Below are 22,128 nucleotides of genomic sequence, written 5' to 3' on the forward strand. Positions count from 1 at the left end.
TCCGGTTACGCCGGGCTAACGCCCGCAGCAAGCAGTGCCTGCTCGAATTTATCCAGGAAGACTTTCAGCTCGTCATCGCTGATCAGCAGAGAAGGCAGCAGACGCAGAACGATACCGTTACGGCCGCCACGCTCCAGAATCAGGCCGGCTTCGAAGCATTTCTTCTGGATCAGTGCAGACAGCTCGCCATCGCCCGGGAAGCAACCCATGTGATCGGCGGCTTCATGTGGCTTAACGATTTCAATACCGATCATCATGCCCAGACCGCGAACGTGGCCGATCACCGGATAGCGTTTCGCCATCTCTTTCAGCTGGCCTTTCAGCCATTCGCCCTGTGCAGCTACTTTGCCCGCGATGTTCTGGTCTTTCAGGATCTTCAGCGTGGTCAGACCGGTAGCCATCGCCAGCTGGTTGCCGCGGAAAGTACCGGTATGGTGACCTGGCGCCCATGCATCGAACTGCTTTTTGATACCGAGCACGGCCAGCGGCAGACCGCCACCGACTGCTTTAGACATCACGATGATGTCTGGCTCAATGCCAGCGTGTTCGAAGGCAAAGAATTTACCGGTACGGGCAAAGCCAGCCTGGACTTCGTCGAGGATCAGCAGGATACCGTGTTCCTGAGTGACTTTACGGATGCGCTGCAACCACTCAACAGGCGCCGGGTTCACGCCACCTTCACCCTGAACGGCTTCGAGGATCACCGCGGCAGGTTTACGCACGCCGCTTTCGACGTCGTTAATCAGATTTTCGAAGTAGTAGGTCAGCGCCTTCACGCCCGCTTCACCACCGATACCCAGTGGGCAACGGTACTCGTGTGGGTAAGGCATGAACTGGACTTCTGGCATCATACCGTCAACCGCTTCTTTCGGAGACAGATTGCCGGTAACGGACAGTGCGCCGTGGGTCATACCGTGGTAACCACCAGAGAAACTGATGATACCGCTACGACCGGTCACTTTTTTCGCCAGCTTCAGCGCCGCTTCAACGGCGTCAGCCCCGGACGGGCCAGTGAATTGCAGGCAGTACTCTTTGCCCTGACCAGGCAACAGAGAGAGCAGGTATTCTGAAAACGCGTCTTTCAACGGCGTGGTCAGATCCAGGGTATGTAACGGCAAGCCGCTGGTAATGACATTTTGGATGCTTTTCAGCACATCAGGATGATTGTGTCCAAGCGCGAGGGTGCCTGCGCCTGCTAAACAGTCAAGGTATTCTTTATTATCTGCATCGGTGATCCACACGCCTTCTGCTTTCGTAATCGCTAAAGGCAATTTGCGCGGATAACTCCTGACGTTAGATTCAAATTCGGCCTGACGGGCCAGATAGGTTTCGTTGCTTTTGTGGGCATCTACGGTGTCAATACGGACTTTATCCGTCATCATATCACTCCTACAACCGCCGCTTCGTTATGAGCAACGATTGAATAAAAAGTTAAAAAACAGATGGGGCCTGAAAAAAACGCCGCCAATATAGAGCCTTTTGTCACCGGGCTCAATGGTTAATTTGCTTACTGTTTTGTGACACAGGGCACAGGGCAGGAAAGAACGCCGTTTGTATGGGGGGGGGTGCACTTTATGCTAAATAAAAACAGCAGCTTACGTATGATTTATCCGCATTGTAAAATCAGACAAAAGAGTGTGACAAATCGTGCGATTGTCAGGTGAAAAGGAGGCAGTGAGCCTCCTTAGGCTGTTTATTTCTGGCTAACGCGTAAAATACCGTGTTCGCGTCCCTTCGTTTTATTCCACGACGCGTCCGTAATACCGTTTTCATCCAGGCTTAGCGATATCACAAAACCGTTACCATGGATCTCATAGAAATTCGCATTCAGGCGTTTAACGCTGGCTTTCTTGCCGTTAACGGTAGCGCTAAAAAAGCCGTTAGAAAGCGTGGCGTTAACCGTGTCCGACGAGAACGAGGCTTCACGCAGGGGATCGTGAATGGATGTCGCTGGTTCGTGTTGTGCCGCGTTTTCCGCTTTGGTTTTGCTGATATCGCAAGAGCCATCGCCAGCGCTAATTTGCGTGCATCCCGAACGCTCTAATTGAGCGCGATAATGGGCGTTTATGGCGTGCGCCGGCGAGACACAACCTGCAAGCACGGTGGTACTTATAACGAACATCATTACTTTTTTCATTTTATCGCCTTAAAAACGACACAAATACCATGAGACATACATCACGCCGATCCAGATCCCGACCGAAATCAGCATCAGATACAGGGCTACCGAAATAAAAATATATTTAGACATCTTTTTGTATTAACAAAATGCCCATCCGCTAAAATGAGGCATTCTATTTTTCCCGATGATTATTTTACGCGTTAAAAGCCCATTCCAATCCCAACCGAAGCGCCCATATTATTCGCGGTATCATCTGAGAAGCTCACTTTCGCGATGACATGGGAATTAAAGTTAACGGACGCACCGACAGCAAGCGCGCTCTCGCCGTTGTAAGTCGCGCCGCCAGCAGAGAACATGACGCGCTGATTGGTTTGCACTTGTGGCAAACCCGCCATCGCCATCGCCCCTGAAATACCGGCATTGGCCTGCTTCTTATTATTGTCCACTTCATCACGCAGAGATTTAAATTGCTGGCTGGTGGTAGTATTCATTGCCTGTAATGTCTGCCTGGTGGCTTGCAGATCCTGCGTGGCGGCAGTAACAGCCAGGCTATTTTTAGCGACCTTCGCCTGGATAGCCGTATCCAGCTGTCGTTGTGTCACGGTGGTTGTCACACCATCTTTACCGTTATGACCGTCTACACCGTCGCGACCGTTTCTTCCCGCAATGCCTTGTGCGCCAGTATCACCCTTATCACCCTTATCACCCTTATCACCTTTCATGCCTGTCGCGCCAGCATCGCCTTTTTCACCCTTCGCGCCGGTTGCACCGATATCCCCTTTTTCACCCTTTGCGCCAGTCGCGCCGGTATCCCCTTTATCGCCCTTTGCGCCAGTCGCACCGGTCTCCCCTTTATCACCTTTCGCTCCATCTGTACCGTTGATGGGTTTAGGTGCATTTTCGAGAGCAGTAAGGCGGCTATCCTGAATATTATCGACGTGTTGAAGGTTGATAATGGCTGCGCCGTTAGTCGCCACACCCTGTAGGGCCGTCTCACTTTTCAGACTGGCGGTATCGGCAAGCGCGCCGGCAAGCAACGCTTTCTGATGTGCGTCGTTAGCCATTTTATCCACGACTAACACGCCTAATTTTGTGGACTGAAGGTCGTCATTAACCTGCGTTAAGCGGTTATCCGTTGCGATATCACGGTTAATGCTATCAGCGTTGTTTTGTGTAATCTGATCCTGATGGTCATTTACAATATTAGTGATTTGCTGATCGTCCCAAACCGTATTCGCGGCTTCAGCCTGGCTCATTGTACCCGCTAAGACAACGCCCATTACAAAAATAGCAATAAAGGGTTTATTCATAGATTTCATTTGAAAAGCTCACATCATTAATTGTCGAAAAATACTGAAGCTGAATCGCTTTGTTTTGTGGATTAAAAAAACGGGTGAACGTTGTCTAAATCTTATTTAGTAACGCGAGTAAACTATCAATTAAACGCAAACCAATGATGTTGATCTAAGTCATAAATATTATGAATAGTTCCGACGGCGTAAAAGTCATTTTGCGGTTGTTATTAATGTAAACATTAAGGTGAAAATGAGGTGGTAAATGAGAGAGTTAAATTAAGTGTTTGACAGAGATAAAATTCTGCAAAATAAATGTTTACATTAATATGTGGGTTTATTTCATACGAAAGAAGGTGGGCTGTCTTATAAAAGTACTCCCGGTGCGTCATTATGGATAAAAATAAAATTTCTCAGCATAGTGAGTGAATAATATTTTTCATGAGTTCTTAACAAATAAGGTGGGATAATTAACTGAACAATAATGTATACATATTGAGGGTAGTTAATATCTTGTCGTTTATTGTTCTTTACAGGGGGTTAACGGACAGCCCTAAACCCCTTGCACCCGGGTTACCCCCCGGTTACACTACATGACTACGAATGCTCATTTCGTAAGCAACTGTTTTATAAGTAATTTGACTCGGGGTGCCCTTCTTTGTGAAGGCTGAGAAATACCCGTATTACCTGATCTGGATAATGCCAGCGTAGGGAAGTCAGATGCCTACCCGGTCATCGCTTCTTCACGCACGGCAGGAGCGAAACCATGCAGCCTGACCTGCTCGACTCACACGTTTTACATCAATTCCGAACCCGTTCCCCGCTCACGCACTGTATGACCAACGATGTCGTGCAGACCTTCACCGCCAACGTTTTGCTCGCGCTGGGTGCTTCCCCGGCAATGGTGATCGAAGCCGAGGAAGCGGAACAGTTTGCCGCGCTTGCCGATGCCCTGCTCATCAACGTGGGTACACTCACCGCGCCGCGCGCCCAGTCGATGCGTCGGGCCATTGAGAGCGCGGTAGCCGCAGGTACACCCTGGGTTCTGGATCCGGTTGCGGTTGGCGCGCTGGCGTACCGCACCCGATTTTGCCAGCAAATATTGTCCCTTAAACCTGCGGCCATTCGTGGAAACGCCTCCGAAATCCTTGCCCTTGCCGGAATGAGTGCGGGCGGGCGCGGGGTTGATTCCACCGATACGGCGGCGAGCGCGTTGACCGCTGCGCAGACGCTCGCCCGTCAGACCCATGCCGTTGTGGTCGTCACGGGAGAAGTGGATCACATCACTGATGGTCAGCGAACCCGTACGGTCGCGGGCGGCGACCCGCTGATGACCCGCGTGGTGGGAACAGGCTGTGCGCTCTCGGCGGTCGTCGCCGCCTGCTGTTCGCTGCCTGGCGACAGGCTTGATAATGCGACGGCAGCCTGCGGCTTTATGAAGCGCGCAGGGGCAGCTGCACTGACTCACAGCCGGGGCCCCGGCAGCTTTGCCCCGGCGTTTCTGGATGCGCTTTACGCGCTGGAGGAGCTGGTATGACACGCATTAATGCCCTGACTATTGCGGGAACCGATCCCAGCGGCGGAGCGGGGATCCAGGCAGACCTGAAAACCTTCTCTGCGCTCGGCGCTTACGGATGCTCGGTTATCACCGCGCTGGTGGCGCAAAACACGCGCGGTGTACAGTCGGTATATCGTATTGAGCCGGATTTTGTCGCCGCACAGCTGGATTCGGTATTCAGCGATGTACGCATCGACACCACCAAAATCGGCATGCTTGCAGAGGCGGACATTGTTGAAGCGGTCGCTGAACGTCTCAAACGTTATCAGATAAAAAACGTGGTGCTCGATACCGTGATGCTGGCCAAAAGCGGCGATCCGTTGCTCTCCGCCTCTGCCGTCGACACCCTGCGTAAAAAGCTGCTGCCGCAGGTGGCGCTGATCACGCCAAACCTCCCTGAAGCCGCCGCGCTGCTGGATGCGTCACACGCGCAAAACGAACGTGAGATGAAAGAGCAGGGCAATGCGCTGCTGGCGATGGGATGCAGCGCGGTGCTGATGAAAGGCGGTCATCTTGATGATGCAGAAAGCCCGGACTGGCTCTTCACCCGCGATGGCGCGCAACGTTTCACTGCCCCGCGGGTACAGACCAAAAACACCCACGGCACGGGATGTACGCTCTCGGCGGCGCTGGCGGCGCTGCGTCCCCGAAACGCGAACTGGGCGGATACGGTGCAGGAGGCGAAGATCTGGCTCTCGTGCGCGCTGGCAAAAGCCGATTCTCTGGAAGTGGGTCACGGTATTGGGCCGGTTCACCATTTTCATGCATGGTGGTAAGCCGTATACTGGCATAAAACCTTATGCCAGAGAAAAACAGAGATGGAACAAGCGCATACCCGGTTAATTGCTCAACTCAAGGAACGAATTGCCGCACCGGACAACACGCCGTTGTACCTGAAATTTGCCGAAACGGTTAAAAACGCGGTACGCAGCGGCGTGCTCGCGCACGGTAATATTTTGCCTGGCGAGCGCGATCTGAGCCAGCTGGCCGGTGTGTCGCGCATTACTGTGCGTAAAGCGATGCAGGCGCTGGAAGAGGCCGGCGTCGTCACCCGCGCGCGTGGATACGGTACGCAAATCAACAATATCTTTGAATATTCGCTAAAAGAGGCGCGCGGGTTTTCTCAGCAGGTGGTGCTGCGAGGCAAAACGCCCAACACGCTGTGGGTTAATAAACGCGTCGTGAAATGTCCGGAGGAGATCGCCCGCCACCTTTCCCTTGCGCCGGACAGCGATGTATTTCTGCTTAAGCGCATCCGCTACGTGGATGACGATGCGGTATCAATAGAGGAGTCCTGGGTACCGGTAGGATTAATCCCCAATCCGGACGACATCGGCGTCTCGCTTTACGATTACTTCCGCAGCCAGAATATCTTTCCGCAGCGCACCCGTTCCCGCGTCAGCGCCCGGATGCCGGACAGCGAGTTTCAGGCGCATATCAAGATGGACGATAAGATACCGGTGCTGGTGATCAAGCAAGTCGCGCTCGATCAACAGCACCGGCCAATTGAGTACAGCATCAGCTACTGCCGCAGCGACCTATACGTCTTTGTGTGCGAGGAGTAGGGCCTCGCGCGTGGGGGCGCAGTCGCCACCGCGATGGCTGACTACCCAGGCGGCTACGGCATTGCCAAGCTGCACCGCCTCTGGCAGTGACCATCCCGCGGCCAGCCCGGCAAGGGTACCTCCCGCATGGCTGTCACCCGCGCCGATGGTATCGACCACGGTAGCAGGAAACGCCGGAACGTGTCCGGAAGCGTCACCGTCGTACCAGACCGCCCCGTCTTTATCATGGCGTACGATCAGCGCAGCGCCAAACCTCTGCTGCCACCGTGTGCCGAGCTCTTCCACGTTTACGCCAAGCCATCCGGCGGCAAGTTCCGCCTCCTGACGATTGAGCGAGACGATTGGTTTGCAGGCCATGATCCGCGCCATCAGCGGGTCGGGAATATCCGCGATGCGCGGACCGAAATCGATAAAGAGCGTCGCATCCTGAAGACTTTCCAGCCAGGCCGTCAGCAGCTCACCGCTGGGGGACGCCAGCTGGTAGCCGGACAAAGAGATCAGGCTCCCTGCCGACACGCTTAACCCGTCCAGCCAGCGCTGCTGCCACTGGTTCTCCACGCCGCTAAACGACATAAAGGTCCGTTCACCGTCAGGCTCCACCAGCGCCAGGCACCAGCCGTTATCGCCCGTTTCCGCTTCCACGGCGCTGTGCAGATCCTGCTTCGCCATGGCGTTACGGATAATATCGGCCCACACGCCGTGGCCGACGGGAAGGGCGTTTTGCGCAGCAATGCCGAGCCGCTTCAGGGCGATGGCGATATTCAGCGCGCAGCCGCCAATATTCACTCCCTGTTGCTTCAGCTTGATATCACACCCGCGCCAGGGCAGGGCGTAGGCGTCGGCAATCACGTCGATGACCGCCGCGCCGAGTACCGTTACGGGGCGCGTGGCGTGAAGAGTTTCGAGACGGCGGGCAAAAGCACTCATACGCCCTCCCTTTGCTCCCGGAAGTGCAGCAGTTTTTCGCAGTAGTGGCCGAAATCGAGCCGGTTTACGGCATCAAGTTCGTTTTTGAGTGCCGGATCAATGGCCTGTACACCGTGCAGCGCGCCGCAGATAGCCGTTGCCATCGCGCCGATAGTGTCAGTATCACCGCCCAGGTTGGCGCATAACACCGCGCAGCGGTTCGGATCGGTACCCGCGAGTTCGACCATCGCAATCGCCGCCGGAACGGACTCAAGGGTGCTCGTGCCCGCGCCAATAAGCTGATAGATCTGCTCGCTGGCGGACTCGGTACCGTTGGCTTCGCGCACGGTTTTCAGGGCCAGCTCAATACGAGCGGAAAGCGATGCGCTGAAGGTGGTCGTGTTCGCCTCCTGCGCCGCACGGGCAATACCCGGCAGGGCATCGGCGATGTGATGCCAGCGCTCGCCGTCGATAGCGCGTGAAACCGCCCAGGCGATCACCACCGCACCGGCGATGGCGAGATCCGATTTATGGGTCGGGCTGGAGGCTAACGCAACCTGTTCCACAAAGTGCGCCAGACGCGTGGCTGGCAGGAGGCATCCCAGCGGGGAGGCGCGCATCGCCGCCCCGTTGGTGACGCCGTTGTTTTCCAGCTGGCTTACCGGCTTGCCGTCACGGATGGCGTTCAGGGCAATTTTGGAGGTCGGGCCGAGCACATTCTTATTGAACGCGTCAAAATCCAGCGCCCAGTCCAGAATATGCTTACCGATAACGTCAGGGTTAATTTCCCCGTCGCATTCGATAATCGCGTCGGCCAGGCACAGCGCCATCGACGTATCATCCGTAAATTCGGCCTGCTTAAAGTAACAGGCGGCATTATTCTCAGCCGGGCCGGGTAAGAAACGGTCGATCCAGCCGAAGTGTGCTTTCACCCTCTTACGCGGCCACAGCTCCGACGGCATCCCCATCGCATCCCCTAACGCCTGCCCGTAAAGAGCACCGAGAATACGGTCTTGTTTCATTTAACTTCCCCTCGTGTCAGCGCGGTATCGCCATCAACCACCTCAATTGCGGTGATCTCTTTATCCGATTCGCGGAAAAACAGCATAAACAGCACGGCAATCACCACAATCATGATTGCACCAAACGTCCACATTCCGGCCCAGTTGAAGGTCAGCCCATTCACCGGCTCTTTATATGCGAACATTTTTTCCATCATCACGCCGCCGAGACGGTAACCCAGCAGGCTACCAAAGCCCTGACAGCACAGCGTGATCAAGCCCTGCGCCGCGTTGCGCATGTGCACGGGCGCTTTTTTATCCACGTAGATGTACGCGGTGACGTAATAGAAGTCATAGCTTACGCCGTGCAGCAGAATGCCGAGGAACAGCAGGGCGTAGGTGAAGTATTGCTCGGCGCCGCCGTAAACAAAGAAACCGTAGCGAATGGCGGCGGTGATCAGGCCCAGCAGCAAGACCTTCTTAATACCAAAGCGTTTGGTAAAGAATGGCAGAGCGAGCATGAAGAAGATTTCAGAGAACTGGCCGAGGGTCATCCAGCCGGTGGCGTTTTTCATCCCCACTTCGGTGAGATAGCCGTTGGCAAAGATATAGTAGAAGGCCAGCGGCATGGCGAACAGGAACGAGCAGAAGAAGAACACCAGGAAGTTTTTATCGCGCAGCAGGATCAGCGCATCCAGCCCCAGCATCACTTTGAAATCCAGCTTGCCGGTACTCTTCGGCGGGGTATTCGGCAGGAACAGCGCGAAGACGCCAAGCAGAAGGGAGCTGGCAGCGGTCATCAGCAGCGGGATATTGGTGTCAGAGATGTCGCTATAGCCCATCATCTGCGGCAGGAAGCCGCACGCCAGGCCGGAGGCAATCCAGCCGATGGTGCCCATCACGCGGATGCGCGGGAAATCAGCCTCCACGTCATCGACGTTCGCGAAGGCGATGCTGTTGGTCAGCGCGATGGTCGGCATATAGGTCAGGGAGTAGGCCAGCAGCAGCGGGAAGAAGGTGCTGAACTGGGTTTGCTGTGCTGCGAAATACATCAGAATCGCGCCAGCGAACATCAGCACGGCCAGCACTTTCTGGGCGGCGAAGAAACGGTCCGTCAGCGAGCCGACCAGGATGGGAGAGAGGATCGCGGCAATCGCGGTACAGGCGTACGACCAGCCAATTTCCCCGGCGGTAAACCCGCTCTTACTCAGCCACAGCCACAGCGGCACAAACCATGCGCCCCAGATAAACCATTCAACGAACATCATGAATGACAGTTGGACTTTCGTTTTCATTTTTTAATCCTGCATGTCAGAGGTACGCATGTAACATACCATGTGATAATACCTTTTAAATACCTTTAAGGCGATTGTTTGATCAGTGTAACAAAAATGTTGTACACGAAACGAGCCAGCAGATTGTGCTTAAAAAAGTTGCAAATGGTGGAAAATAGGTTAAGTCGGTACCAGGCTTAGTCTGCCTGCAAAAACGTGGGCTTGGATCACACGCTCCGACATCATGTCGGACTTACGGGAGCATCACTATGACTGATATTGCGCAACTGCTTGGCAAAGACGCCGACAGCCTTTTACAGCATCGTTGTATGACCATTCCAGCCGATCAGCTTTATCTGCCTGGCCATGATTACGTAGACCGCGTCATGGTCGACAACAACCGTCCGCCTGCCGTACTGCGAAACATGCAGACGCTTTACAATACCGGTCGTCTGGGCGGGACCGGGTATCTCTCCATTCTGCCCGTTGACCAGGGCGTAGAGCACTCGGCGGGAGCGTCGTTTGCTGCTAACCCGCTCTACTTTGACCCGAAAAACATTGTCGAGCTGGCGATTGAAGCGGGCTGTAACTGTGTGGCATCGACGTATGGCGTGCTGGCCTCCGTTTCCCGCCGCTATGCTCACCGCATTCCGTTCCTCGTCAAGCTGAATCACAACGAAACCCTGAGCTACCCAACCGAATACGACCAGACACTGTACGCCAGCGTCGAACAGGCTTTCAACATGGGTGCGGTAGCGGTCGGGGCGACTATCTATTTTGGCTCTGAGCAGTCGCGTCGGCAGATAGAAGAGATCTCTGCCGCGTTTGAGCGCGCGCACGAGCTGGGGATGGTGACCGTATTGTGGGCCTATCTGCGTAACAACGCGTTTAAGAAAGACGGCGTGGATTACCACGTATCAGCGGATCTGACCGGTCAGGCAAATCACCTGGCGGCAACCATCGGCGCGGACATCGTGAAACAGAAAATGGCCGAGAATAACGGCGGGTATAAAGCGGTGAACTTTGGCTATACCGACGACCGCGTCTACAGCAAGCTGACCAGCGACAACCCTATCGATCTGGTGCGCTACCAACTGGCTAACTGCTACATGGGCCGCGCCGGGCTGATTAACTCCGGCGGTGCAGCAGGCGGTGAAACCGATCTGACCGACGCGGTGCGCACGGCGGTGATTAACAAACGCGCCGGCGGAATGGGGCTGATCCTGGGCCGCAAGGCGTTTAAAAAATCCATGGCCGACGGCGTGAAGCTGATTAATGCGGTTCAGGATGTCTATCTGGACAATAAAGTGACGATTGCCTAATCGCACGCATCTTCCTGCCGGGATAAGCGTGACCCGGCAGGAAAGTTCTCTCGCTTACTCCTTCAGCGTTTCAGGATGAGGAGTATTCAGCAGACCCGCCATCCTTCTCTTGCTGCTATTTGCTTTTTCTAAGCCCGGCTGCGTGACGCGGATAAAGGCACACAGAACAAAAGCCAGCAGATAAAGCACCGTATAGGCGATGACCACGCCGAGCGTGCTGAACCAGGGCAGCAACACCACGGCAATCGCCGGCGCAAGGAAGTTAGACAGACCGGCTGACAGATTATACACCGAAATCGCCGCCCCCTTGTGCCGCGGCTCCAGCGCCGGGAACACCGCCGCCATCGGTACGAAGGCCGCCACAAAAATCCCCAGCGCGATGGCCGGGACCAGCGCCATGGCAAAGTTATGCCCGAAGTGCTGCGGAATGTAGTAAAACGCCAGGCTCGAGAGCGCCATCCCGATGCAGCCAAACCAGCGCACCACCCGCATCCAGCCCATTTTTTCCGCCACCACGCCCCAGAAGACGTTCGAGAAGATGGTGGTGAAGAAGAATACCGCCCAGACCTGAAGCCACTCGGAGGTGGTGAAGCCCAGTTCGTCAACAAACATCATCGGCATGATGACGGCAAACCCGAACAGGGAGAGGGTGTTGATGATACGCACCATGCTGGAGAGCAGAATACTGCGGTTGGTGTAGAGCAGCGTCGCCGCACGGCCCAGCTCGGCGAATTTTTCCCGGGTGGAGAGATTATGCATGTGCGTTGGGGTTTTGACGCTGCGCAGGGATACCATGGCGATGATTCCCCCCGCCAGACAAAACGCCAGTGCCAGCCACAGGGTGCCCATCTCCCCGATGTGCGGAATGGTAAAGCTCGGAATATAACTGCCCGCCACGCCAATACCTACGGAATAAACCGCCCAGTACCAGCCCAGCGCCGAGCTGGATTTATCGCTACGCACATTATGAATAATGACCACGATGAAGGCGTATAAAAATAACGGGTAGGCCAGACCGCGGATCCCATAGAACAGCAGAATTAATGCGTAATTTGCCTGACCCAGACCAAAAACGAGAAACAGGACGTGGAAAACGCACCACAGGACGAAGCCAATCAGCATGGTTTTTTGCGGGGTGATGATTTCAGCCACCACGCCGGAAATCCATGCGGAGAGCGCCGCCGCGAGACCGTAGAGCGTGAAGGCGAAAGAGGCTTCAGCAGGCGTGAAGCCCAGTGATTTAATATAGTGCGACAGGAATGCCAGCTCGAAACCGTCACCCGTCATAAAGACCGCGATCGCCAGATATCCCCATAGCAGGTTCAGCGGCAATCCCAGCCACTGTTTATTTATTTCGGACATATTGACCTCGTTTGTAGCGTACAGGTAAGCCCACACCGGAAATATTCCGGCGTGAGTTTTCTTATTGTCTTTTTCTCTAAATATACTGACGTGTATTTATTCTCTGATTACTGTCGCAGTCTGTTGTAACTGCTTATAAGCCTCGTATCGACGCAGATGAAGGGACTGAAAGTTCGCTTGCGGATAGAAATATTTATCCACGTGGGTAAATTGTTTCATGGCATCGGTCACTGAAGGCGCTATATTTCCCGCCACCGCCCCGAGAATGGCCGAACCCAGTAATACCGGTTCGCTGCATTGGGTCGCTAACACCGGCAGCCCGCAGGTATCTGCCAGCAGCTGGCGAACGAAAGGGTGCTGGCCCGCGCCGCCGCTGATAACGATATTTTCGGTCTGTACGCCGCATTCACGCTGGGCGTCAATGATTTGTCGCAAACCGTAACCGATACCACACAGACCGGCCACATACAGTGCCATCAGGTTATTGATATCGTTCTCCATGCCCAGCCCGCAGATCGTGGCCCGCGCATGGGGATCGGCAAAGGGCGCGCGGTTACCCAGAAATTCGGGTACCACGTGCAGTCCTGCTGCCAGGTTCACCGCCTCTGAGGCGGTGGCGAAGGTCTGTAAAAGCCTGTCCGCCAGGTAAACCGGCAGCGGCAGGTCTGACTCCTGTGCCAGCTGGCGCGCTTGCGGTGCGGCAGGATGGAAACTTAATAACCGATCGATAGCGGCACCCGCGGCGCTTTGTCCGCCCTCAATCAGCCACAGTCCAGGTACCATCGCGCTAAAATAAGGCCCCCAAACGCCGGGCACAAAAACGGCGCTCTCGGCGCTGGTCATGGTGCACGATGAGGTGCCAAAGACATACGCAAGATTGTTCAGCGCGCCGCCGCCAACGCCCAACGTCCCGATGCCGCCAGCGTGGGCATCAATTAACCCTACCGCCACCGGCGTGCCTGGCAGCAAGCCCATCTCACGCGCGGCCTGCTCCGTTAAGCCCTCGCCGCAAGGGGTGCCGGGGGCGGCAATATGCTGCCCTATGCGGACAAAATCTTCTCCGGCCAGCTCGTCCAGGCCAACGGTGCGGAAATAGTCCGGGTCCCAGCGATTCTCATGGGCCAGCCACGTCCATTTACAGGTTACGGTACAGATGGAACGGGTGACATCGCCGGTCGCGCGCCAGGTCAGGAAATCGGCCAAATCGAAAAATTGCCAGGCGCGATCGTAGACCTCTCGGTGGTTTTCTTTCAGCCACAGCAGCTTGGGCGTCTCCATTTCGGGCGATATTTTCCCGCCAACGTAGTCCAGCACCGGATGATGGGTGGCGTTGATGCGCTCCGCCTGGTCTGTCGCACGGTGATCCATCCAGACGATAATATTGTTTTCCGCTTCACCGTCTGGGCTGACCGCCAGCGGTTCGCCGTCGTCGTCCAACACCACCAGCGAGCAGGTGGCGTCAAACCCGATGCCGGCAACGCTCTGCGGAGTCGTCCCGGAGCGCGCCAGCGCCTCGCGGATGCAGCGGCAAACGGCCTGCCAGATCTCGGCGCTGGACTGCTCCACGCGGCTTCCGCTGCGGTGCACGGTGGCAATTTTCTGCGTCGCGTGGGAAAGCAGCCTGCCGCTGAGATCGAAAATGCCCGCGCGGACGCTGCCGGAGCCGACGTCTACGCCGATAACGGTTTCTGGTGTACTCTTCATCCTTGCGGCCCTTAAAGATCGACGCTGTTAGGCAGAATCACCAGATCCCGGACGGTAACGTTCTTCGAACGGGTCACCATGAACAACACCGATTCTGCGACTTCAATCGGCTGCATCAGGCTGCCGTTTGCCAGCGCTTCATCCATTTTGGCCTGCGGCCAGTCGTCGAGCAGAGCCGTCAATACCGGCCCAGGCAGAACGGCTCCGACGCGTACGCCATGTTCCGCGACCTGACGACGGGTGGTATGCACGAACGCCTGAACGGCAAATTTGGACGCGGTGTAGATTGGCTCCCAGATAACCGGCACCACGCCCGCAATGGAGCTGGTGAAGATAATATCGCCTGACTTCTGCGCAATCATATGCGGCAGTACGGCGCGAACGCAGCGGAAGGCGGCGTTGATATTCAGGTTCAGTACGCGATCCCAGACGTCCGGGTCGCCTTCAGCAACCGGCCCGCCGATGTAGGCGCCTGCATTGGCGTGAAAAATATCCAGGCCGCCGGCGAGGCCGACAATGTCGCTCAGCATCGCGTCGACTTGCTCGGGTTTGAACAGATCGATTTGCAGGGCAAACGCGTTCTCGCCCAGCTCGGCGACAAGGCGCTGAAGCTTCTCGCCTTCACGGTCGATTAACACCACCTTTGCGCCAGCGCCGAGCAGCGTTTTTGCACACTCCAGGCCAATACCTGAGGCGGCGCCAGTGATAGCAGCGACTTTGCCCTGAAGGGAACTATTCATGGAGGGGACAGAGTGATTCATTTTATAATCCTTTATGCAGAGATGATTTTTAGGGTGTGTCTGCTTTCGCGTGAAGAACGGGGGTTCTGACTGACGCGTGAAGCAAACTGCTCAATCGATGAAGCAGATCTAGCACTTGCTTATTTCTCCAGCAAGAGACATTCAAAATGAAGAGGCGATTTTGTGACGCGCGTTGAGAAAACGAAGAAAACGACCATTTACGATCTGGCGGAACTCACCGGCGTTTCTGCCAGCGCGGTGAGTGCTATTTTGAATGGCAACTGGAAGAAACGCCGCATCAGCGCCAGCCTGGCAGAGAAGGTAACCCGCATTGCACAAGAGCAGGGCTACGCGGTTAACCGTCAGGCAAGCCTGCTGCGCAGCAAGAAATCGAACGTTATCGGCATGATTGTGCCGAAATATGACAACCGCTATTTCGGCTCTATAGCGGAAAAATTCGAAGAGATGGCGCGTGCCAGAGGGCTGTTGCCGATTATTACCTGCACACGCCGACAGCCAGAACTCGAGCTGGATGCCGCCCGTGCCATGCTCTCCTGGCAGGTTGACTGGGTCATTGCCACGGGGGCGACACACCCGGACAAAATTGCTGAACTCTGTCATCAGGCGGGCGTACCTACGCTAAATCTTGATCTGCCGGGTACCCTGGCGCCCTCTATCATTTCGGATAACTACGGCGGCGCGAAGATGCTGACAGAGCGGATCCTCGCCAGCAGCTTTAAACGGTTTGGTTCGCTGGCTCCGCTGACCTTCGTGGGCGGACGCCGGAGTGATAACAACACCGCAGAGCGCCTGCGCGGGTTCCTTGATGCCCATCAGGCCCATGGGCTGACCGTTCCGGAACAGCAGCTGCTGGTCACCGGATACTCGTCATTGCGCGTGGAGGAGCAGCTCAGAGCCACCTTCCCGTCGCCATCGACGGCGCTAAAGGGGCTGTTTGTCAATTCGACCATTTCGCTGGAGGGGGTGGTACGTTGGCTGGCCCAATACGGGCAGACCGGCCAAAATCAGCCGCCGATGGGTTGTTTTGACTGGGACCCATTTGTCTCTCTGCTGGGACATGATATCGACATGGTGCGCCAGGACGTCCCGGCGATGCTGGAGAAGGTATTTGAAATTCTCGATTCCGGTGATACCTCGGTCAGGCGTATTGAGATCCCACCGGAACTGATTGGCAGCCAGAGCGTCACGGGCTAGCCCTGACGCGTCAGCAGCCAGCGCGCGGTCTGTTCATCCGTCACCAGACCGTTTACCCAGCCGCCTTTGAGGGCGGCAAGGATCGCCGGGCGTTTATCCTCGCCGCAGGCGGCCGCAATACGTGGACACTGGCTCTGGCGAATATCGTAGCTGGTAATAAAGCGATTAATCTGGCTGTCGATGACCTTGCCGTCGGCATCGATAAAGCGTCCGAGTATTTCGCCAACGCCACCGCGCTGGGTCAACTCTTCCAGCTGTACCTCATCGATAAACCCGTCTTTGAAGATAGGGCTCTGCCTGCCCAGCGCCCCGATGCCGACAAAAATCACATCGGCCGCATCCGCCACGGCGCAGACGTTACGGAACAGGCGGTTTGAGCACCACATCTCATGCTCCTCGCTGGACTGAGCATAGCGCGGCGCCGGCCACTGGTAATATTTTCCCTGAATTTTACGCGCCAGCAGCAACGGTACATCATCGTAATAGTTACATTGCCCGTGCTCGTTCATGGCGCTGATCAGGGCGACACAGCGGGTGTTGTGGCTGTCAAAATCGATACGCTTGATGGTTTTTTTTAGCGTCAGTCCGGAGCCAATTCCGACAACCGTGGGTTTATCACCTTGCAGGTAGCGGGCCATCAGCTGATAACAGCCAAACGTCACGCTATCCAGCGCGCTTTCATTGCGGTAGACGGGCACAATGTTGCAGTGGGTCAGGTGATATTTTTCCGCGAGAAGTTGCGCATAATCGAGGCAGTTAGCGACAGGGTGATGAAGCCCAATCGAGACAATGCCTTCCTCTTTCGCGGCGGCAATCAGCCGCTGCACCACCGGTCTTGATGTGCCGAGCTGGCTGGCAATTTCGCTTTGATTAAGCCCGGCGATGTAATACATCCATGCCGCCCGCACTTTTTGATCGAGCCTGATGTCATCTTCTTTGCTCACGTTTCCCTGCCTCAAGAGTGGGGTTGAGGGCGGTCAACACCCACAACAATTGTCTGTCATTCTGGCGGGTGCTCCGCGCTGAGGCAAGCGGTTTGCTCTTTATTGGTCATTTGTTATTTGAATGGTCATTTGTTCTTTTGTGATCTGTAGCTCTTATTTTAATCAAATGATCATCTACAGTTCAGCCATAACCTCACTGGAGAACAGAACAATGACCGAGAAATACACATGGCTACATATTGGACTGGGGTCTTTTCATCGTGCGCATCAGGCGTGGTATCTGCACCGCCTGATTGCCGGCGGCGATACGCGCTGGCACATCGCTGCGGGCAACATACGCAACGATGCTGAACATGTGGTGCAGGCGCTGGCCGCGCAGAAGGGGCGATATGTACTGGAGACCGTCAGCCCGGAAGGCGAGAGAGACTATGAAGAGATCGCCTCGATTCAGACGCTGATCCCGTGGCAGGCGGATTTGCAGCCGCTGATTGCCGAAGGGGCGAACCCGCAGACTCGGGTCATCGCGTTTACCGTGACGGAGGGGGGCTACTATCTGGATACCAGCCACAGGCTGGATGTGGCCAATGCCGATCTGGCGAGCGATATTAAGGGCGGCTGTAAAACCATCTACGGGACAATTGCCCGCATCCTCGAAGCGCGTATGGCGAACGGAGCGGGTCCGGTAACCTTGCTTAACTGTGACAACGTGCGGCATAACGGCGAGCGCTTCCACGACGGGTTGATTGAATTCTTAACCCTCAGCGGCAAACAGAGGGTCATCGACTGGCTGAGTGCTAATGCGACCTGTCCGAATACCATGGTGGATCGCATCACACCGCGTCCGGCGGCCGATCTCCCGGCGCGCATTAAGGCCCGGACGGGCATAGACGATAACGCCCCGGTTATGGGGGAACGCTTTATTCAGTGGGTGATTGAAGACAATTTCCGCGACGTTCGTCCCGCGCTGGAAACGGTGGGCGTGGAGCTGGTGGGATCCGTCATCCCTTATGAAGAGGCGAAGATCCGCATCCTCAATGCCTCCCATAGCTGTATCGCCTGGGCGGGTACTCTGGTCGGGCAGCAGTATATCCATGAAAGCACGCTGACAGAGTTTATCTACAAGATTGCCGACCGCTACGTGACGGAAGATGTCATTCCCTGCCTGGGAGATAATGGCATCGATCTGCCAGCCTACCGCGACGTAGTGCTTAAGCGTTTTACCAACCCCTGGATTCAGGACACCAACCAGCGCGTCGCGGCCGACGGGTTCTCGAAGATCCCGGCGATGATAGCCCCAACGCTGCGTGAATGTTACCAGCGCGGCGTACGTCCTGACGCTACCGCTATGCTGCCTGCGCTGTTCTACGTCTATATGGAGCAGTGGCATCACGGCAAGCTGCCATATGAATACCAGGACGGTATCCTCAACGCCTCTGCGGTACATGCGATGTTCGAATCGGACGATCCGATAGCCCGATATGCCAGCGATACCGCCCTGTTTGGCGATCTGACCGGCCGGGAAGATTTTGCCGCGCTTCTGCGTGAAAAAATCGCTGACGTCTACGCGCTGATTAAGTGAGAGGTGGGTATGTATCTGGGCATCGATCTTGGCACATCAGAAGTAAAGGCGCTGGTCATTGACGAAAACAACGGCGTTGTCGCCACCCATAGCGCGCCGCTGACGATACAGCGTCCGAAGCCGCACTGGTCTGAACAATCGCCGGAAGCCTGGTGGGAGGCAACCGAATACCTGATTGCCACCCTCCGGGAGAAGTGCGGCCACCACTGGCAGGCGATAAAAGCCATTGGCCTTTCCGGACAGATGCACGGTGCGGTACTGCTGGATGCCGCGGGTGAACCCCTGCGTCCGGCCATCCTGTGGAATGACACCCGCTGCGCGCAGGAGTGCGCAGAGCTGGAAGAGATGGCGCCCGAGCTGCACCAGGTGGCGGGGAACCTGGCAATGCCGGGGTTTACGGCACCAAAGCTGCTCTGGGTGCGCCGTCATGAGCCGCAGAACTTCACCCGTCTCGCCACCGTGCTGCTGCCGAAGGATTATCTGCGCTTCAAAATGACCGGAAAAAAAATCTCTGATATGTCGGACTCGGCAGGGACGCTGTGGCTGGATGTGGGAAAACGAGACTGGTCGGATGCACTGCTGGAAAAATGTGGGCTGTCGCGTGCCGCCATGCCTGCGCTGGTGGAAGGGTGTGAGGTCTCGGCGCTACTCGAACCTGCGGTAGCGCAGCGGTGGGGTCTGAACCCCTCGGTTATCGTTGCCGGCGGCGGGGGAGATAACGCCGTCAGCGCGATAGGGGTTGGGGCCGTTTCGCCGGGCGATGCGTTTATTTCGCTGGGAACCTCCGGCGTGCTGTTTGTGGTCACGGATGCCTACCGTCCGGCGCCCCAGTCTGCCGTGCACGCGTTCTGTCACGTGCTGCCAAACCTGTGGCATCAGATGAGCGTGATGTTAAGCGCCGCCAGTTGTCTACAGTGGTTTTGCCGTCTGGTGGGCGTCACGGAGCTGGCATTGCTTGAGGAGATCGCCCAGCTAAGCGATGCGGAGAAAGCGAGCGCGCCGATGTTCCTGCCCTACCTTTCCGGGGAACGTACGCCGCATAACGATCCCTGTGCGCGGGGCATGTTCTGGGGGCTAACGCACTCCAGCCAGCGTGCGCTGATGGGGTATGCGGTGCTGGAAGGCGTCAGCTTCGGTATTGCCGATGGCCTTCGCGTGTTGCAGGAGAGCGGCACGCAGATTGAACAGTGCTCCCTCGTCGGCGGCGGGGCGCGGAGCCCCTTCTGGGCCCAGCTGCTGGCCGATATTCTGGCGATGCCGGTGGTGACGCATAAGGGCGGCGAAACCGGCGGTGCGCTGGGGGCTGCACGGCTGGCCTGTCTCGCAGCCGGTAAGCCGCTGGCTTCCGTGTGCGAAAAACCTGAAGTCTATAAAACCTGGCGCAGCGATCCGGCGCGCCACCGTGCGCTGATGACGCGTTACCAGCAGTTTAACGCGCTTTACCAAAACGACCTGAACTACCGAAACCCATAATTCTGTGGCAAAGACCCTCCGGTGATGCTGCCGGAGCGGTTCCCTGTACCCTAAAAACGAGGTCAATATGTCGTTAAATAACAAACAATGGCTGGGATTACCCCTGAGTCTGGTCTGGGGGTATATCGCTATCGCGGTCTTTATGACGGGCGATGGTTTCGAGCTGGCATTCCTGTCGCACTATATTAAGGCGCTGGGCTTCACGCCTGCTGAAGCCTCTTTCGCCTTCACGCTCTACGGTCTCGCGGCGGCGCTCTCCGCATGGATTTCCGGCGTGGTGGCTGAAATCATCACCCCGCAAAAAACCATGCTGATTGGCTTCGTCCTGTGGTGCGTTTTCCACGTCCTGTTTCTCGTTTTTGGTCTGGGTCAGGCAAATTACGCATTAATTCTGCTGTTCTACGGGATCCGCGGCCTGGCCTATCCGCTGTTCCTCTATGCCTTTATCGTCGCCATTGTGCATAACGTTCGCAGCGACAGTACCAGCGCGGCGCTGGGCTGGTTCTGGGCGGTTTACTCTATCGGCATCGGCGTGTTCGGCAGCTACATTCCGAGCTTTACCATTCCGCACATCGGGGAGATGGGCACGCTGTGGCTGGCGCTGGCATTCTGCGTAACCGGCGGGATCATTGCGCTGGTCTCTATGCGTAAGGTGGAAACGCCACGGCATATGCAGACTCTCTCCACCCGGGAAAAATTCGCCGAGCTGGGCCGTGCAGCGACGCTGCTCTACACCAACCGCAGTATTCTGCTCTCCAGCATGGTGCGTATCATCAACACCCTCTCCCTGTTCGGGTTTGCCGTCATCATGCCGATGATGTTTGTTGACGAGCTGGGCTTCACCACCTCCGAGTGGCTTCAGGTCTGGGCGGTATTCTTCTTCACCACCATCTTCTCGAACGTCTTCTGGGGCGTGGTGGCGGAAAAAATGGGCTGGATGCGGGTGGTGCGCTGGTTTGGCTGCATCGGGATGGCGCTCTCGAGCCTGGCGTTTTACTACATTCCGCAGCACTTCGGGCATAACTTTGCCATGGCGCTGGTCCCGGCCATCGCGCTGGGGATTTTTGTGGCGGCCTTCGTACCGATGGCGGCGGTGTTCCCGGCGCTGGAGCCGCGGCACAAGGGGGCGGCGATTTCGGTGTATAACCTGTCAGCCGGTCTGTCTAACTTCCTTGCGCCGGCGATTGCCGTGGTGCTGCTGCCCTGGTTCAGCACGCTCGGCGTGGTCATCGCCTACACGGCGCTGTATGTCGTGGCCTTCATCCTGTGTCCGTTTATTCGGGTTGAACAGCCTGGGTTTGTTCGTCAGGAAACCTGTAAGGGTGAAACGGTCGGAATTTCGTAATTTATTCAGGCCTGACGGCAGCGTCGGGCCATTCACGGAGACGTATGATGGATGTTAAGGCGGTAATTTTTGACATGGATGGCGTCATCATTGACTCCGAAGGCCTGTGGCGTCAGGCGCAGAAAGCAGCTCTGGCAGGCTGGCGTGCTGAGGTCAGCGACGAAGAGTGTGAGTCACTGACGAAAGGCAAGCGGCTGGATGAGATTGCCCGGACCTGGTGCGAATACTGCAAACTTGAGGCCGATCCTGAAATGATTGAAGCGGACATTCGTCTGCGCATCATCGAACTGATTGGCCGGGAAGGCAAAGCGATAGAGGGCATCTACGACGTGATGTCGTATTTTCGTGAGGCAGGTTACCGGATTGCACTTGCCACCTCTTCGTCGCATGAAATCGTGCATGCGGTGCTTAAGAAACTCAGGATGGGTCACTATTTTGAGGTCATTTGCAGCGCCGACGATGAACGCTACGGAAAACCGCACCCTGCCGTCTATCTCTCGGCGCTGCGAAAATTAGGCCTGACGGCCTCGCAGTGCATAGTGATTGAGGACAGCCAGAGCGGCTACCGTGCCGCCCTTAGTGCGGGGCTCAAAACCCTCATCGTCTCGCCAGCGTGCCATCATGCCAGCTTTAGCAATGCCAGTGGCCGGTATGCGTCTATGCATGCGCTGCTGGAAACGCTTGCCGTTCCAGCCCCGGAAGCGGGTTAGTTGACTGATTTGTAAG

At 56.2% G+C, this 22,128-nt stretch carries 19 protein-coding genes and 1 riboswitch; of the genes, 9 read left to right on the forward strand and 10 right to left on the reverse strand.

Features of this window, described 5'->3' with window-relative positions; translation table 11 throughout:
• Positions 1–5: 5 nt before the first annotated feature.
• The 3 genes from ACWKXX_RS07405 to ACWKXX_RS07415 form a co-directional block, all read right to left on the reverse strand.
• Positions 6–1,382, reverse strand: a complete 1,377-nt coding sequence (locus ACWKXX_RS07405) for a diaminobutyrate--2-oxoglutarate transaminase (RefSeq protein ID WP_015572345.1) — start codon at positions 1,380–1,382, stop codon at positions 6–8.
• Positions 1,383–1,693: 311 nt separating this feature from the next.
• Positions 1,694–2,137: a hypothetical protein gene (locus ACWKXX_RS07410; RefSeq protein WP_045347842.1), complete on the reverse strand. Its 444-nt coding sequence runs from the start codon at positions 2,135–2,137 to the stop codon at positions 1,694–1,696.
• 185 nt (positions 2,138–2,322) lie between these two features.
• Positions 2,323–3,432, reverse strand: a complete 1,110-nt coding sequence (locus tag ACWKXX_RS07415) for a YadA-like family protein (RefSeq protein WP_454540770.1) — start codon at positions 3,430–3,432, stop codon at positions 2,323–2,325.
• Between the two features lie 616 nt (positions 3,433–4,048).
• Positions 4,049–4,145: riboswitch (TPP riboswitch) on the forward strand.
• Positions 4,146–4,180: 35 nt separating this feature from the next.
• Here ACWKXX_RS07415 and thiM point away from each other — a divergent pair.
• The 3 genes from thiM to ACWKXX_RS07430 are packed head-to-tail and all read left to right on the forward strand — an operon-like array spanning position 4,181 to position 6,537.
• Positions 4,181–4,951 (forward strand): hydroxyethylthiazole kinase, encoded by a 771-nt coding sequence (thiM, locus tag ACWKXX_RS07420; RefSeq protein ID WP_023295038.1) that lies wholly within the window; start codon positions 4,181–4,183, stop codon positions 4,949–4,951.
• The gene (thiD, locus tag ACWKXX_RS07425) at positions 4,948–5,748 is read left to right on the forward strand and encodes a bifunctional hydroxymethylpyrimidine kinase/phosphomethylpyrimidine kinase (RefSeq protein ID WP_017383356.1); all 801 of its coding nucleotides are present in this window, start codon (positions 4,948–4,950) and stop codon (positions 5,746–5,748) included. Before thiM ends, thiD begins: the two co-directional genes overlap by 4 nt.
• Before the next feature lie 42 nt (positions 5,749–5,790).
• The gene (locus tag ACWKXX_RS07430; protein WP_003859242.1) at positions 5,791–6,537 is read left to right on the forward strand and encodes a GntR family transcriptional regulator; all 747 of its coding nucleotides are present in this window, start codon (positions 5,791–5,793) and stop codon (positions 6,535–6,537) included.
• Here the strand turns inward: ACWKXX_RS07430 and ACWKXX_RS07435 are convergent.
• The 3 genes from ACWKXX_RS07435 to ACWKXX_RS07445 are packed head-to-tail and all read right to left on the reverse strand — an operon-like array spanning position 6,511 to position 9,739.
• The gene (locus ACWKXX_RS07435) at positions 6,511–7,464 is read right to left on the reverse strand and encodes a PfkB family carbohydrate kinase (protein ID WP_261666111.1); all 954 of its coding nucleotides are present in this window, start codon (positions 7,462–7,464) and stop codon (positions 6,511–6,513) included. The genes ACWKXX_RS07430 and ACWKXX_RS07435 overlap by 27 nt on opposite strands.
• The gene (locus tag ACWKXX_RS07440; protein ID WP_015572351.1) at positions 7,461–8,465 is read right to left on the reverse strand and encodes an ADP-ribosylglycohydrolase family protein; all 1,005 of its coding nucleotides are present in this window, start codon (positions 8,463–8,465) and stop codon (positions 7,461–7,463) included. Before ACWKXX_RS07440 ends, ACWKXX_RS07435 begins: the two co-directional genes overlap by 4 nt.
• Positions 8,462–9,739, reverse strand: a complete 1,278-nt coding sequence (locus ACWKXX_RS07445) for a nucleoside permease (RefSeq protein WP_003859236.1) — start codon at positions 9,737–9,739, stop codon at positions 8,462–8,464. The genes ACWKXX_RS07440 and ACWKXX_RS07445 overlap by 4 nt, the downstream gene beginning before the upstream one ends.
• A gap of 248 nt (positions 9,740–9,987) precedes the next feature.
• Between ACWKXX_RS07445 and fbaB the strand changes: the two genes are divergently transcribed.
• A complete protein-coding gene (gene fbaB, locus ACWKXX_RS07450; RefSeq protein ID WP_015572352.1) occupies positions 9,988–11,040 on the forward strand; it encodes a class I fructose-bisphosphate aldolase in 1,053 nt (350 codons plus the stop codon).
• Positions 11,041–11,094: 54 nt separating this feature from the next.
• Here fbaB and ACWKXX_RS07455 read toward each other — a convergent pair whose 3' ends face one another.
• The 3 genes from ACWKXX_RS07455 to ACWKXX_RS07465 all read right to left on the reverse strand — a co-directional run bounded on the left by ACWKXX_RS07455 (position 11,095) and on the right by ACWKXX_RS07465 (position 14,867).
• The gene (locus tag ACWKXX_RS07455; protein WP_058700783.1) at positions 11,095–12,402 is read right to left on the reverse strand and encodes an RbtT/DalT/CsbX family MFS transporter; all 1,308 of its coding nucleotides are present in this window, start codon (positions 12,400–12,402) and stop codon (positions 11,095–11,097) included.
• A 96-nt stretch (positions 12,403–12,498) separates the two neighbouring features.
• Positions 12,499–14,106 (reverse strand): FGGY-family carbohydrate kinase, encoded by a 1,608-nt coding sequence (locus ACWKXX_RS07460; protein WP_058700784.1) that lies wholly within the window; start codon positions 14,104–14,106, stop codon positions 12,499–12,501.
• A gap of 11 nt (positions 14,107–14,117) precedes the next feature.
• Complete coding sequence (locus ACWKXX_RS07465; protein ID WP_261666112.1) at positions 14,118–14,867, reverse strand: SDR family oxidoreductase; 750 nt, start codon at positions 14,865–14,867, stop codon at positions 14,118–14,120.
• 162 nt (positions 14,868–15,029) lie between these two features.
• Here ACWKXX_RS07465 and ACWKXX_RS07470 point away from each other — a divergent pair, with 162 nt between their 5' ends.
• A complete protein-coding gene (locus ACWKXX_RS07470; RefSeq protein WP_063863661.1) occupies positions 15,030–16,061 on the forward strand; it encodes a LacI family DNA-binding transcriptional regulator in 1,032 nt (343 codons plus the stop codon).
• Here ACWKXX_RS07470 and ACWKXX_RS07475 read toward each other — a convergent pair.
• On the reverse strand, positions 16,058–17,005 hold the full coding sequence (locus tag ACWKXX_RS07475) for a sugar-binding transcriptional regulator (RefSeq protein WP_261666113.1): 948 nt from the start codon (positions 17,003–17,005) through the stop codon (positions 16,058–16,060). The genes ACWKXX_RS07470 and ACWKXX_RS07475 overlap by 4 nt on opposite strands.
• Positions 17,006–17,216: 211 nt before the next feature.
• Here ACWKXX_RS07475 and dalD point away from each other — a divergent pair, with 211 nt between their 5' ends.
• From dalD to ACWKXX_RS07495, 4 genes are all read left to right on the forward strand, one after another.
• A complete protein-coding gene (gene dalD / locus ACWKXX_RS07480) occupies positions 17,217–18,584 on the forward strand; it encodes a D-arabinitol 4-dehydrogenase (RefSeq protein WP_017693073.1) in 1,368 nt (455 codons plus the stop codon).
• A 9-nt stretch (positions 18,585–18,593) separates the two neighbouring features.
• Positions 18,594–20,057: a xylulokinase gene (gene xylB / locus ACWKXX_RS07485; RefSeq protein ID WP_047734710.1), complete on the forward strand. Its 1,464-nt coding sequence runs from the start codon at positions 18,594–18,596 to the stop codon at positions 20,055–20,057.
• A gap of 67 nt (positions 20,058–20,124) precedes the next feature.
• Positions 20,125–21,402, forward strand: a complete 1,278-nt coding sequence (locus ACWKXX_RS07490; protein WP_017693074.1) for an RbtT/DalT/CsbX family MFS transporter — start codon at positions 20,125–20,127, stop codon at positions 21,400–21,402.
• 44 nt (positions 21,403–21,446) lie between these two features.
• The gene (locus ACWKXX_RS07495; RefSeq protein WP_261666114.1) at positions 21,447–22,112 is read left to right on the forward strand and encodes an HAD family hydrolase; all 666 of its coding nucleotides are present in this window, start codon (positions 21,447–21,449) and stop codon (positions 22,110–22,112) included.
• The last annotated feature ends 16 nt before the right edge of the window (positions 22,113–22,128 follow it).

The organism is Enterobacter sp. UPMP2061, assembly GCF_053709615.1.